Source organism: Sulfurisphaera javensis (assembly GCF_041154675.1).
Taxonomy (GTDB): Archaea; Thermoproteota; Thermoprotei_A; order Sulfolobales; family Sulfolobaceae; genus Sulfurisphaera; species Sulfurisphaera javensis.
In genome coordinates this window covers 341800-356409 of sequence record NZ_AP031322.1, presented here as the reverse complement: position 1 = coordinate 356409, position 14610 = coordinate 341800, and the positions used below count along the sequence as shown (strand labels likewise).

General features: G+C 31.7%; 13 protein-coding genes. 9 read left to right on the top strand and 4 right to left on the bottom strand.

The window, feature by feature from the left end; all coding sequences use genetic code 11:
- The first annotated feature begins 17 nt into the window (after positions 1 to 17).
- Together ACAM25_RS01850 and ACAM25_RS01845 are read left to right on the top strand one after the other, a co-directional pair.
- Positions 18 to 992 (top strand): alpha/beta hydrolase-fold protein, encoded by a 975-nt coding sequence (locus ACAM25_RS01850; RefSeq protein ID WP_369610657.1) that lies wholly within the window; start codon positions 18 to 20, stop codon positions 990 to 992.
- Complete coding sequence (locus ACAM25_RS01845; protein WP_369610656.1) at positions 973 to 1215, top strand: hypothetical protein; 243 nt, start codon at positions 973 to 975, stop codon at positions 1213 to 1215. The genes ACAM25_RS01850 and ACAM25_RS01845 overlap by 20 nt, the downstream gene beginning before the upstream one ends.
- On the opposite strand, the gene ACAM25_RS01840 is transcribed toward ACAM25_RS01845, so the two are convergent.
- Both ACAM25_RS01840 and ACAM25_RS01835 read right to left on the bottom strand, forming a co-directional pair.
- A complete protein-coding gene (locus ACAM25_RS01840; RefSeq protein WP_369610655.1) occupies positions 1198 to 1650 on the bottom strand; it encodes an 8-oxo-dGTP diphosphatase in 453 nt (150 codons plus the stop codon). The two genes, ACAM25_RS01845 and ACAM25_RS01840, sit on opposite strands and share 18 nt — an antisense overlap.
- The gene (locus ACAM25_RS01835; protein ID WP_369610654.1) at positions 1647 to 2963 is read right to left on the bottom strand and encodes a class II fumarate hydratase; all 1317 of its coding nucleotides are present in this window, start codon (positions 2961 to 2963) and stop codon (positions 1647 to 1649) included. The genes ACAM25_RS01840 and ACAM25_RS01835 overlap by 4 nt, the downstream gene beginning before the upstream one ends.
- Positions 2964 to 3035: 72 nt before the next feature.
- Here ACAM25_RS01835 and ACAM25_RS01830 point away from each other — a divergent pair, with 72 nt between their 5' ends.
- A complete protein-coding gene (locus ACAM25_RS01830; RefSeq protein WP_369610653.1) occupies positions 3036 to 3632 on the top strand; it encodes an MBL fold metallo-hydrolase in 597 nt (198 codons plus the stop codon).
- A 50-nt stretch (positions 3633 to 3682) separates the two neighbouring features.
- Complete coding sequence (locus ACAM25_RS01825) at positions 3683 to 4915, top strand: glycosyltransferase family 2 protein (protein WP_369611709.1); 1233 nt, start codon at positions 3683 to 3685, stop codon at positions 4913 to 4915.
- Here ACAM25_RS01825 and ACAM25_RS01820 read toward each other — a convergent pair.
- Together ACAM25_RS01820 and acs are read right to left on the bottom strand one after the other, a co-directional pair.
- A complete protein-coding gene (locus tag ACAM25_RS01820) occupies positions 4904 to 5122 on the bottom strand; it encodes a hypothetical protein (RefSeq protein WP_369610652.1) in 219 nt (72 codons plus the stop codon). The genes ACAM25_RS01825 and ACAM25_RS01820 overlap by 12 nt on opposite strands.
- 10 nt (positions 5123 to 5132) lie before the next feature.
- The gene (gene acs, locus ACAM25_RS01815) at positions 5133 to 7118 is read right to left on the bottom strand and encodes an acetate--CoA ligase (protein ID WP_369610651.1); all 1986 of its coding nucleotides are present in this window, start codon (positions 7116 to 7118) and stop codon (positions 5133 to 5135) included.
- Between the two features lie 176 nt (positions 7119 to 7294).
- On the opposite strand from acs, the gene ACAM25_RS01810 reads away from it, so the two are divergent.
- The 5 genes from ACAM25_RS01810 (at position 7295) to ACAM25_RS01790 (ending at position 14609) form a co-directional block, all read left to right on the top strand.
- Positions 7295 to 7651, top strand: coding sequence for a NifB/NifX family molybdenum-iron cluster-binding protein (locus ACAM25_RS01810; RefSeq protein ID WP_369610650.1), 357 nt, complete (start codon positions 7295 to 7297; stop codon positions 7649 to 7651).
- Between the two features lie 33 nt (positions 7652 to 7684).
- Entirely contained in the window at positions 7685 to 9481 is a 1797-nt protein-coding gene (locus ACAM25_RS01805) for a glycoside hydrolase family 15 protein (protein ID WP_369610649.1), read from the top strand.
- A 106-nt stretch (positions 9482 to 9587) separates the two neighbouring features.
- Entirely contained in the window at positions 9588 to 10082 is a 495-nt protein-coding gene (locus ACAM25_RS01800; protein ID WP_369610648.1) for a hypothetical protein, read from the top strand.
- 60 nt (positions 10083 to 10142) lie between these two features.
- Positions 10143 to 12614: an MMPL family transporter gene (locus ACAM25_RS01795; protein ID WP_369610647.1), complete on the top strand. Its 2472-nt coding sequence runs from the start codon at positions 10143 to 10145 to the stop codon at positions 12612 to 12614.
- 54 nt (positions 12615 to 12668) lie between these two features.
- On the top strand, positions 12669 to 14609 hold the full coding sequence (locus ACAM25_RS01790; protein ID WP_369610646.1) for a COG1361 S-layer family protein: 1941 nt from the start codon (positions 12669 to 12671) through the stop codon (positions 14607 to 14609).
- Position 14610 lies beyond the last annotated feature (1 nt).

Genomic DNA, 14610 nt, shown 5'->3' with positions numbered 1-14610 from the left:
AATATAACTATTATTGTATGTTAATTAAAAGTTTTGAAATAGAAAGTAACGTTCTCAAAGACAATCCTTTAAAGGACCCTTATGTAAGGAAGATTTATTCAATAGAAGTAGGAGAAGTTGAAAGTGCTCCTATAGTTATTTATTTAAGTGGATTCTTGTCTTCATCGATTACTTTACTTAATTATGATCCTCTTTCAGAGTCAATCACGGAGAAGTTACAGAGATTACAAAAAGAAGGAAATGTTAAAAATCTAATTTTTATCCTTCCAGATTTGTTTACGAAATTAGGAGGAAATCAGTATATAAATTCTACGGCAGTAGGAATGTATGAAGATTTTATAGTTAAAGAACTAATACCATATCTGTTTGACATTTACGGAAAAAAAGATATAATACTTATGGGTAAGTCTTCTGGTGGTTATGGTTCTATCGTATTAGGAATGAAATACTCTGAAATTATTAAGGGAGTTATTAACCATTCTGGTGATGCGTATTTTGAGTATGTTTATCTTCCTTACTTCCCTAGCGTTATAAGGCATATTAGAAAGGAGGGAGATCACTATAAATGGTTAGAAAAATATTGGAGTAAGGCAAATAAAAAAGACAAAGAAGATCTAAATACTTTAAATATCATTGCAATGTCAGCTTTCTATTCTCCAGATGGAGATAAAATAGTATTACCATTCGATTTGGATACGGGGGAGATTATTGAGGATGTGTGGAAAAAATGGCTAGAAAAAGATCCTGTAAGATTAATAGATAAATATTGTGAAAACCTAAGAAAACTAAAGTTAATATATATGGATGTGGGGAACAAGGACGAGTTTAAGATAAACTATGGTTTAAGAATTCTGCATAAAAAAATGCAAAAGTATAATATTAAGCACGAATTCGAGGAATATGATGGAGGGCATTTTAATACTAATTTTAGATATGATATCTCTTTATCCTTAATTAGCAAGGTATTTTGTGATGCCAATAATAAAATTTAAGAATGGAAGACTCTTCAGTATTGACGAGAACACAATAGCTGAATTAACGAAAGAAGATATCAAGATTGACGTTCTAGTTGTCAAAAAAATTGAAGACGAAGATCTAAAAGATGCGATTTCTAATGGTTTCAAATTATTTGAATGTAAGGATGATGAAGAAATTTGTCTAAGCAAAGTTTATAATATATTTTTTGCGAAGAAAAAATCATGTAAATTCGCATAAATTACAGTTTCCTCCTAGGAACTTTTTCCAATTATCACTAAAAGTGAATTTACAATAGATTTTCTTTTCTTCTAGAACCAATGGTAACCATATCCTATCATCTTCCCACATCTCCTCATAAGGTACATAGTTTAACCACATAGGTATTGCTTCATCCGTTTCTGTAGGGATTCCCTCAAATTTGCTACTTATGAAAACTGTCATTTCTTCTGCTAGTTTGTCCTCTAAATAGAAATCTATTTTAGCTACTTGAATTAGTTCAACTATTTTTATACCTATTTCTTCTTTTGTTTCTCTTACGGCACAGTCTTTTTCAGATTCGTTTTCTTCAATTTTACCTCCGGGAAAAGTAATAAAACCCTTACCTAAACCCCTCAATTTTCGTATAAACAGAAAAAAATCGTTTTTCTTTATTATAACTAAGCAAGTTTTCATTTAGCTGGAAACCCTGGTTTAACTAATTTACTTAAGTCCAATATTTTATCTATTTCTTCGTCCTTAAATCCTAACTCTTTTAATGCCTCCCTAATAGACATTCCTTTATTTAATTTCTTACCGATTTCACTAGCCTTATCATAGCCAATTATTGGTGATATAACTGTGATTAAAGAGGGGCTACTTTCAGCGTATCTCTTCATCTTCTCGACGTTAGGTACCATGCCATTTATTACTAGCTCTCCAAACTTGTTTAAGGCCTCAGTAAGTAAGTTTATCTCAGTAACTACGTTATATCCTATTAATGGAACTCCCATTGCCAATTCAAATTCTCCCAGCATTGAAGCAAACTGATTAGCGTGATCTAAGCCAACCACTTGGGCAGATACTAAAAGCGTTGCTTCAACTGTTACAGGGTTAGTTTTCCCGGGCATGATACTACTTCCAGCAATCTCTTCTTGTGTTGGTAGGTCAATCTCATTTAATCCAGTTATAGGACCAGAAAACATTAATCTGATATCTTGTCCTAATCTATACAAGTCTACAGCAATAGTTCTCATTATACCACTTAAGCTTAATAAATCAGTTAAGAGCCTGAGCCCTCTAAACTTATTAGCTGGTTTAAACCCTAATCCAGTTTCATTATTGATCTCTTGAACAACTCGTATTTGAAATTCTGGGTGCGAGTTCAATCCAGTCCCTACAGCAGTTCCACCTATAGGAAGTTCTTTTACGTACTCAAGAACTTCTTGTAAGTTAACCATATCGTGATAAAAAGCATCTGCATATGCTGAAAGTTCTTGCCCTAAAGTTACTGGTAAAGCATCTCTTAGATGTGTTCTTCCAGATTTTATAATATCTTTGAAATCTTCACTTTTTTTATTCAAGAAAGAGATAAACTTACTAAGAGCTGGTACTAATTGCTCTTCAACTGCTGATACGGCAGCTATTCTCATAGCTGTAGGTGCTGTATCATTTGAGGATTGCCCTAAGTTTACGTGATCATTAGGATGAACTTTTTTGCCAATAATTTCCGTTGCTCTATCAGCTATGACTTCATTTATATTCATATTTAGTCCAGTACCCGAGCCAGTTTGAAAGACATCTAGGACTATTTTATCATCATGTCTTCCTTCCATTACTTCTCTTGCAGCTTGCATAATTCCCTTTGCAATATCTTTTTCTAGTAGTGATAGATCTGAGTTAACCTTAGCACAGGCATATTTTATTAATCCCATTGCCCAAATAATTTTTCTAGGGAATTTTGTTCCAGTGTTCATAAAAAGTTTTGGGGCTGTCTCAGTGTATTTCATCATATAAGAAAAGTATTAATCATTAATTACTTTTGCGTTAACTTATTTAGGCTTTTAAAAAACTTTTAATTAATGATAGTTAAGCGCTTTATTGTAGGGGAATACTCTACGAACTCTTACTTATTGATTTCTGGAAATGAGGCTATACTAATTGACGTTGGTGATAATCCTAGTGAAATAGTAGATTATATTTTATCAAATAACATAAGACTAAAATCTATTTATGCTACTCATGGGCACTTTGATCATGTTTTAGGAGTTAAACAAATAAAGCAATACTTTAATGTTCCTTTCTTTGTACATAAAAATGATCTTAAATTAATAAATAATGATGAAAGAACTAAAGATATTACTGTTGACGGCTTCGTAGATGAAAATACAAAAATACAAATAGGTAATGAAGTATTGAGTGTTATTGAGACCCCAGGCCATACATTAGGTAGTGTATGTTATCTTTTTGATGAAGGAATATTTACTGGTGATACGTTATTTAATGGAAGTATTGGAAGATATGATTTAGGCGGAGATAAGGAATTATTAAAGAAGAGTTTAAATAAAATCATGCATCTTAACGATGGGTTAACAGTTTATCCCGGTCATGGTTTCTTTACAACTTTAGGTTACGAAAAAATAACTAATCCCTTCCTTAATGGAGAATTTGAGTGGTAAAATAATGAAAATCGTTATATATTTCGATATCGACTAATTAAGTGAGTATAATGTTGCATTTATTTCATGGAATTTCGTATTTTGTTTACTCTCTTTCTTTCACAATTATAACTATTCTTTATTTTTCATTAAATTCATTTTTTGCAATTAAAAGCAAGAAAAAAATTGAAAAACACAGTATGTATACTCTTTCTGATTTAACGGCCGTTATTCCAGTTTATAAAGAGAACGCTAATTTATTCGAAAGAGTTATAAGAGCATTATATGATATAGGCATAGAATTTGTTGTTGTAGGTGATAGTTCTCTAGAGCCTTATAAATCTATTACTGAAAGATATGGAGGAAAGTTTATTCATCTAAAAGAGCACAAAGGAAAAAGATATGCTTTAGCTGAGGGAATTAAATATGTAAATTCTCCTCTAGTAATGTTTTTGGATAGTGATACTATAGTGACTAAAGATGCTTTACAAAAAATGATAAAACGATTTACAGAAGATGTAGGCGGAGTTGGACCTAATATAAGAATTATGAGCGAAGGAAATAAGTATGCTTACTATTATAGTGAATTTTTTGAAAGATTAAGTGAAATAGTAAATAGGGCTGTAAGCTATTTTGGTAGTGCTATAATTTTAAGCGGTCAATGTGCAGTTTATAGAACAGATTTAGTCAAACCTTATGTTACTTCAAGCCAATTTTTAGAGCCTAAACTATTAGGTAAACGTATAGTAATTTCTGATGATAGGGACCTTACTAATTATGTTATAAAATCTGGCTATAAAGCGGTAAGAGTCTTTGATGCCATAGTTTATACAAAATGTCCCTCTGATATTAAAGTTTTTACTAAGCAAGTTATAAGGTGGACGAGAGCTAATTATTTGAATTTTATAAGGGAGATAGCTGATGGAAGTATAGGTAAAAGGGGAACGCTTTACGTTTTTGATGCTATATATACTAACTTATTACCACTTTTTACAATTTTATTTGTATATATGGACTTTTCGAAGATTATGAAATTGTTTTCTTCAACTAAAATAATATCATCAAAAATATTTCTTCTGCTAGATATTCAAGCAAGATTTCATTCCCAAAGCTATTTACTATATTTATTTATACATTATGGTAGTATAGTATCGATTATACCATTCGTTTTAACTATAATATATTTAATTCCAGAAGATAAAATGAGAACTTTAATATTTGGCTCCATTGCATTGGCTGTACAATATGTTGCCTCATTATATGCAATAATAACCTTCTGGTGGCAGGATTGGTTAACTAGATAATTTATTTTTCATTTTAACATAAGCGAATTCAAGTTTTATTGCATGGGTACAAAAATTTTCTCCGCAATCACATTTAGATTCAATTATCCTAAATCCTTGGAGTTTAATTTTGACGTGATAATAACCTACAGCACATTTAGCTGGAACTAATCCTTCTACTTCATACAAATTATCCTTTTTTGTAACCGAAAGAATCTTAATATTCATAAAAAACAATTTATGAAATTTCCTTCTTTAACTCTTCGTATGCTTTTTTAACTTCTTCAACCGAAGCTTCATCTTCTAATGTCGTCACGTCTCCTATTGGTTGGTTTGTTAATACTGCCTTTACAACTCTTCTCATTATTTTTCCACTTCTAGTTTTAGGTAGTTTTGTAACAAAGTAAATACCGCTTAAGCTAGCTATTGGTCCCACTTGTTCTCTCACCCAATCATTTAAGTTTTTCTTTAACTCTTCAGATGGTTTTTGACCAACCTTTAGAACTACAAAAGCTACTGGTACTTCACCCTTTAAAGGATCTGGAATGCCTACTACTGCAGCTTCTGCGACTGCAGGATGATGTATTAGTGCTGATTCAAGCTCATATGTACCTAATCTATGTCCAGCAACTTTAATTACCTCATCAGCCCTTCCTAAAATCCAGAAGTATCCATCACTATCCTTTACAGCGAAATCACCAGGGTAGAATATTCCAGGGAATTTGGACCAATATACTTTTATGTATCTCTCGGGGTCTCCCCATATAGTTAATGGCATTCCAGGCCAAGGTTTCTTTATGACTAAATATCCTCTTTCCTCTGGCTTTGTCGGATTACCATTCTCATCAACTACATCAGCATCAATACCCGGTAAAGGCATACCGTTAGTCCCTGGCTTTAATGGGATTAAATATAACCCGGGTAAGTGACTAATCATTATACCTCCAGTCTCAGTCATCCACCAAGTACTTCCGAATGGTATGCTTTCTTTTCCTACTAATTTAAAGAACCATTTGAACGCTTCTGGATTTATTGGCTCACCAACTGAGTGCATTAACCTTATTGTGGAAAAGTCTTTTCCTTTATAAGTATCTTCACCAAACTTCATAAAGGATCTAATTGCTGTGGGCGAAGTGTATAATATTGTTACTCCATATCTTTCAATTATTGAGGTCCATCTATCTGGAGTTGGATAATCTAATGCTCCTTCATACATAATGGTTGTTGCTCCTTCTAATAATGGGCCAAATACTATGTATGAATGCCCGGTGATCCATCCTATATCAGCACTAGTCCACATTATATCAGTATCTTTTATGTCAAATACCCAGTTCATAGTAGCATGAAGAATAGTCATATATCCACCAATGTCATGAACTATTCCTTTTGGTTTTCCAGTAGTTCCAGAAGTATATAGTATGAATAAAGGATCCTCGCTTTTTGTTCTTTCTGGTTCTACATAAACATTTAATGGAACTTGCTTATATACAGAATCAAAGAACTCATCTCTACCTTCTTTCATATTTACATTATTTCCAGTCCTTCTAACTACTAGGACATTTTTGACTGAAGGTGCGCTTTCTAGTGCCTTATCTGCAATTTCCTTTAATGGGACTACTTTACCTCTTCTCCATCCACCATCGGCAGTTATTAATAGTTTAGCTTTTGCGTCATTGATTCTGTCTGCTAATGCTTGTGCGCTAAAGCCAGAGAAAACTACTGAAAACACTATACCAAGTCTTGCAGCAGCAAGCATAAATATTGGTAGTTCTGGAATCATCGGTAAGTAGAGGGATATAGCATCACCTTTCTTTAATCCATAAACTTCTTTTAGTATGTAAGCAGCTCTATTAACTTCTCTATATAAATCTCCATAAGTTAAATATCTTATATCTTTAGGCTTATCCCCTTCTGTTGGTTCTCCTTCCCAAATTATAGCTACTTTATTTTTCCTCCAACTTTTCGCATGTCTATCAACTGCTAAATAAGACGCATTAATTTCCCCGCCTACAAACCACTTATAAAATGGAGGATTCGTCTCATCAAGAATTTTATCCCATGGTCTAGTCCATTCTAATTGTGATGCAATAGATGCCCAAAATTCTCTATAATTTTCAGTAGCAATTTTATGTAAATCTTTATATGTAGAAGGAGAAATTACTTTGCTTTGATATTTACTAGGTATAATTCTCTCTTCGAATGGTAGGGCCCAGTTTACTGACATAAGAATAAATAACGTTGAGTAATATAAATTTTTTAAGTTTGCTTATACTTCACAGATTAGTGTATAAAAACTTTATTTAATAAAGAAGAAGAAAACTTAGATAGTTTATAGAATTTTATTTAATTTCAAACAAATGAGATAACTTTTTAATTTCTGATATCAAAATAGATATTGAAATGAGAGTAGCAATTCCAGTCACAAATGGTTATGTAGAAGGTCCTGGAGAAGCGCTAAAAGTACAAATATATGAAGTTAAAGATGGAAGTTATAAGCTAGTTGAAGAATATGATAACCCAGCGTTAAGCGCAATGGCTGCTAGAGGAGCTCATATGTTAAAATCCGCAATAGACAGAAAAATTGATGCTTTAATAGTAGCTGAAATGGGTCCACCTGGATTTAGATTAATACAAAATTTCAAAATTAAAGCCTATTTAGGTCAAGGATTAGACGTGAAGACTGCGTTAGAGAAATTTATCAGAGGAGAGCTTCCAGAGATACTTAAACCTACTCATGAAGAGCATCATCACCATTAAATGTTTTTTTAGTTTAAATTTTAATTTTTTTATATGGTTAGACATATTATACTAGGCAATGGTTCTTTAACTTTACTATCTGATTCAAAATTAAATTATAGAGAATTATATTATCCTCTTCCAATAGATAATCATCTACATGAGAGTAAGATTGGCTTATGGGTAGAAGGTAAATTTTCATGGTTTAATGATCTACCAATTAAAGTAGCTTATGAAGATGATAGTTTATCCGTTTTAGCAGAAACTGAATTTAATGGTGTTAAAATTAAGGTCAAGGACGCTGTTGATATGGCATATGAGATTTTCGTTAGGGAATTTAGCGTTACAACAAATAAAGAAACTAGAATATTTTTCCATTGGGATTTTCATATAAATGGAAATGAGATCGGGGATACAGCATTATATGATCCTTTCACATCTTCTATAATTCATTACAAAAGGGATAAATGGTTCTTATTTAAATGTGATATTCCATTCTATCAGTTTGCTACTGGATATAAAGAAACCGGAGGATATTTAGGTACCTGGAAAGATGCTGAAGATGGAGAACTATCTGGAAATCCAATAGCTCAAGGTGCTGTTGATTCAGTAGCAAGCATAAGGATTTCCTCAAACACTGTCTTTTACTGTTGGCTGGTTTGTGGAAAAAATTATAATGAGGTTTTTCAAAAGAACAATTACGTATTGCGAAAATCGCCAAGAGAATTAATAAGAAGAACAGATAATTATTGGAAGGCTTGGTTAGTAAAAGCTAGAGATTATGATACTTTAGTAAGGAGAAGTCTTCTTATTATTATAGCGCATTGGCAGAACAATGGTGCTTTACCAGCTTCATTAGATACAGACATTATGAGATTTAATAAGGATACGTATAATTATGTTTGGCATAGAGACGCTGCCTTTTCAGCAATAGCACTAACCCTTTATGGTTACCAAGATCCGGTAAGAAATTTATTTCATTTCACTAAGCCTCTGATTTTTAATGGATTTCTATTTCAGAAATATACTTGTGATGGTAATTGGGGTTCAACATGGCATCCTTGGAGTCCAAGAAGTATACCTATTCAAGAAGACGAAACAGCATTAATGCTGTATGCATTGTGGGTTCACTTTAGTAGATTTACTGATATTGATTTTGTAAAACCTTTATATGCTCCTTTTGTAAAAAGAATTGCTGAATTCTTAGTTGAATATAGAGATGAAGAAACAGGTTTACCCTTACCTTCATATGATTTATGGGAGGAAAGATTAGGAACTCATTTCTTTACCTCTATTGCAGTTTATGCCGGATTAGTAGCAGCTCACAGATTTGCTGAGTTTTTTGGAGATGAGAACCTTAAGGATAAGTATCTAACTGCAGCCAATGAGGTGAAAAAAGGATTAGAAAAATTCTATGTGGGGGATCATTTTGCAAGGACTATTTATGAAGATAAAAGTATTGATAAAACTGTTGATGCAAGTACTTTATTTGCATCCATATTAGGTGCTTTTGATCCCAAGGACCCAAGAGTAATAAGTAATAGAAAGATAGTTGAAGAAAGGCTAAATGTAAATGGTGGTATAGCTAGATATGAAAATGATTGGTATTTAAAACAAGATGAGAAGCCGAACGCTTGGTTTATAACTACGCTTTGGTTAGCGCAGCAATATATTTTAGAAGGAAATAAGGAGAAAGCAAAAGGTTATATTGACTGGGTGGTAAGCCATATGCTACCAACTGGAGTAATCCCAGAACAAATTAGTCCTAAGGGTTCTTACCCTTCAGTTTCTCCCTTAGTTTGGAGTCATGCAGAATTCATAAAATCGATTTACTACTATAGGCAGTTGTAAGCAAAGCTTGCGATTTCTTATATGCAATGATTTTCAGACTTTAATAAGATTTTTAATCAGTCCAACGTTTAAGAAATATAATTCACTTTTTCAAAATATTTATTTGATGTGTGATTATAGGTTAATTAAATATGATAGACCTTTGAAAAAAACTGAAAGAGTATTATTAGTGAATAGGGAAATATTTAACAAAATATTTGATGAAAAATATTTAAAGGTGTTAGTTTCTCAAAATAGAAATGGTTTAAGTAAAAGTTATTATTACTATATTTTAGATTTTTATAAAAGTATTGGTATAATTGAAGATAATGCGTTAACTGCAAGTATTATAATTCCTTTTATAGCTGAAAATGACAAAATTGTCCTAGATAAAGCTTTATTAGGTGTAACTAAGAATGGTCTAGTCCTAATTGACTTAAATTCAAATAAGTATGAATGTGAAACTTGCCCTGTTAAGGCTGAATGTAAATATGGAGTAAAAAATGTTGCATCTCAGTTAAGGATTAAACCGAAAGGAAGAACCTTGAATGAAATTTGGAATAATCTGATTTCTCAATTAACAAAAAAGGTGATAAATAAGGTAGTAATGGTTAAAGTTTGAACGATTAATGTAATAATTATTATGACTAACGTTTTTAATTAATAAGACAATTCTTGACTTATGAAACCTTATCTAATTTTGTGGTTTATTCTTCTAGTAGCATTAGCTCCAATTGCAATTAACATTCAACATTTATTTGTATATTCTGATTCTCCATTCCTTACTAATCAATATGGTAGTGTTGAAGTCAAAAACATATTAATAAAGTACTTTAATTATTCAAGTAAAGATAATATTTACATTATAATTAAAGGAAACTATACTTATGCTGAAAAGCTAATTAATGAAACAGCACCAAGATATTTAAGTAACGCTCAAGTAATTTCACCATATTCTTTTCTAAATCAAACTAACAAAACTTATTTTGCTACAATAGAGCCTTTAATAGAAAAAGTTTACAATAAAATTCTTTCTTTGCATGCTTTATATCAAAATTTAACTTTGTTAAGAGATGAACTTCTAAGTAATCTTACGTTTTTAGAATATCAACTTAACGTAACTTATGGAATTCCTAAAATGATGTTTAAATCTAATTCCTCTACGGCAATAAAGTTCCTAGCTATTTACTCGCACTTAAATGGAAGTTCTTTGGAAAGAGCTCGGAATGCCAGTTATTTAGTATTTAAGGATCCTTTCGTGTTCCTTTTCTCTTTTAATAACTATACTAATCTAACCTTGATAAGAGAGACATTATATAATTTCTCTAATTATTCTTACTTAGTGAGTCTGATAACTAAAGAGAATGTAACTAATGACGAGATTGAAGATCCATACAACTTCTCTATTACTTATGTAGAGAAAGAATTTCCACCACCTCCAATAAGTTTAAATGAGTTTCATAAGGGAGATAAATGGCTCTTTATTGTTCAAGTGCCATCGAATGAAAGTTTGATTAACGTAGAGAACTTTATGAAAAATCTTAATGAAGCTATTATAACTGGGCACTTACCGATCTATGCAGAATCCGCTGTAGTAACTGAAGATGATTTAAAAACTATTGACATAGTTACTGTAATAATATTAATTATTCTTCTTATAGTTCTAATAAGATCTATAATACCAATATTAATACTAGTAACTACTGCATTAATAGGTTTAGTAATTGCTTACTCTTTGTTATATTTAGCCACATTTCTTGGTTATTCAATATATTATATCTCTGGGCTTGTTATACCGCCTATAGTTTTTGGAATAACAGTGGATTATTCTATATTATTCCTTTACAGATATTTTGAGGAAGTAAGAAAGGGAACAAAAGATCCTGTATATAGATCGTTTAAAACTGCTGGAAAAGCCGTATTGTTTAGTGGGCTTAGTATAACCTTAGGTTTCTCCTCTTTTATTATTTCAAATTCTCCGTTACTTAGAAATATAGGTATTGCTCTAGTTATATCGTCAATTTCCTCCTTGATTCCAGCACTATTGTTTATAAAGACAGCTATTTCATCTATTCCATTAAGGTTTCTTAGTTTTCCTAAGAAGGAAATTCCTAATCCAGTTGACGTTAGGCAAAAATATCTAGAAAAAATATCTAAAAAGGCAATACATTATAGATACTTAGTCTTGGTATTAATGATCATCCTTGGAATAATCTCTTATGGAATTTTTATATCTCATCATACTAATGTAGCTATAAGTGAGATAGTTCCTTCCAGTTCTAAAGTTGTAATAGGTGAAAATGAACTTTCTAAATTCTATAATTATAGTCTGGATTATATTATAATACAAGGTAATCCTAACCAGTCATACTTACAGATATATAATTTAACAAAGAAACTTATAGGCGAAGGAGCATTAGTTTATGGTCCATTTTCTATTGGTAAAACTATTATTAAGAATGAAACCTTGATTACTACTTATTACTATTCTCATGGGTATACTCTCCTTGAAGTCTATTTACCTTATCCAGTATTTAGCAAGGGAGCTATTAACCTAACAAAAGAGCTAATAAAGCAAGGTTATTTAGTAGGAGGAAGCAATGCAGAAAGAGTAAACATTGTTGATAATACAGTAAGTTTATATTATAAGGAAGTTTTGCCTCTCACTATATTGATAATCACATTATACTTGGTAATTTCATTAGGTTCAGTCATAGTACCAATAAGATTAAGTTTAACTTTACTCTTAAGTTCTCTATTTGGTGTTTCGGTTCTATATCTAATTTATGGTTCTCTATATTGGTTAACACCATTAATAGTATTTGCAATAATGTATAGTTTAGGAATAGACTATGATATGTTCATAATTATAAGAATAATTGAAGAAAAGGGAGAGGAAGAGAATAAAATAGTAAACGCTGTAAAAAATACTGGACTAGTAGTAACTGCTGCTGGATTAATTCTTTCTGGAGCATTTTTATCTTTACTATCTTCAGATATGCACTTTCTTCAGGAAATTGGATTAGGAGTGGGATTAACTATACTTTTCGACACTTTTATAGTAAGGCCTATATTTGTTCCAGCAATAATGTCAATATTGAAGAAATATAACTGGTGGCCAAGAATGATGAGCCTTACAAGGGATGATAGGTGAATGAAAGGATCCTGCTGAGTTAGTTTTATTAATTTCGATATATCTATTTCTCCTATGAAATTTAAGATATTAAACAAGGCTTTAGGGTTCTTTGTAATTTCGTTATTCATATTATCTTTAACAGTTTTTTCACTTCCATCTAGTTATTCGGTAAACTTAATGGCAATAGCCCATCCATCTCAACTTATTGCACCAGGGATGAGCCCAGTAGCAATAACTTACACTTTAATCAACTTAGGATCAACATTGTTTGATGTTAATGTAACGCCATTATCAGTTTATCCATTTACAGTTTACCAGTATTATAATCAAACTGAGAACATAACAATACCAGAGTTACAATCTGGAAATTCATTAAACGTAACTTTCTTATATAAGGTCTCACCAACAGCCTCAGATGGAATTTATAAAGTATACTTTAAAGTAACTGGAGAATTGCCTAACGGAACTACAGTAAGTAAAAATGTTTCCGCCACAGTTCCAATATTAGGTTACGTTTCAGTTTCTGCACAATCTGTTTGGGGATCTTTAAGCTCTCCACTTGTAGTAAGCTCCGGAGAAAATAACTTACCACTAACTATAGTTTTAGTAAACACTGGAAACGTAATTGCATCTAACGTATCAGTTATCTTAAAATCTACTTTTCCAGTAAAATTTGAGGATCAGATAATTCATGTAGGATACTTACCTGTTGGTGAGCCAGTAGAAGTAACTACTTATGCAAGTATTTATCCAAATGCATCAGAAGGAGTATATCAAGTTCCAATAGAAATAGATTATTTTGATGGTTCTAAAATAACTACCAATATGACGGTTAGTGTAAATGGTTATATGAATTTCTCTGTCTCAACCGTTTGGGGGTCAATAAACTCTCCGATAACTGTTTCCTCTGGGCAGACTCAAGTACCATTGACGTTTATAGTTAGAAACTTAGGTGATGTTAATGCACTTAATGTTTCACTTGACCTAGATTCCTCATATCCAATTTACTTTACACAAAAAACAGCATATTTAGGTATTGTACCAGCTGGTGAATACAATTATGTGACTGTTACAGTTAATGTATATCCAAATGCAACTCCTGGCGTTTATTATATTCCGGTAACTTTACAATATTTCCAGACTAAAACTACAATCTATACACCAATTCTAATTTACTCTCCGAATATAACGTTGAATGCGTTTACAGTACCTCCACAAATATTTCCAGGCTATTATGATGTGGAATTAAAGGCTATTATTGTTAATTATGGGGAAGCCTTAGCTAATAATGTGACTGTATCTTTATCTTCTCCTTTTCCAGTAATATCCTCAAACCAATTTACAATAGGTGCCTTACCTCAAGGAGTTCCAGCAAATACAACATTCCTAATTAATATACCTAATGATACTAAGCCAGGCTATTACTATTTCAACTTTACAGTTAATTATGATGGAGGAAAGTATGTTAAATCAGTAAAAATTGAGGTTTATCCTAAGGCTAACTTAGAAATTGTTGGAGTATATTATCCTAGCCTTACTTCTGGTGCATCCCAAGTACCCATAACTATTACTATTAAAAATGTTGGAAATGCTACTGCAAAAAATGTGAAAGCAATATTAGGTTCTAGTGATGTCATTTATCCATATGTAAGTAGCTCAAACCCATTAATGGCTTTAACTGCCTCAGAGGCCTATCTAGGTGATATTGCACCAGGAGAAGAAGTAAATGTAACTTATGTTGTAGATGTAAGTAGTGGTATTTCAGCTGGTAACTACTCTTTAGCTGTAACATTATTATGGAATCAGACTGGTGGATTATTCCCATTTGTCCAAAATGATAAATTCACTGTACAAGTTTCACCATCAGCCCTAAGTAACTTATTATCTCAAGGTATTATAGTAGAAGTAAATGGCACAAAATACACAATTAGTTGGATAGCTATAATAGTTGTTGTTATCATAATAATTTTAATAGTGATAGCATTAGCATTAAGAGGTAGGAGGAAACATTAAA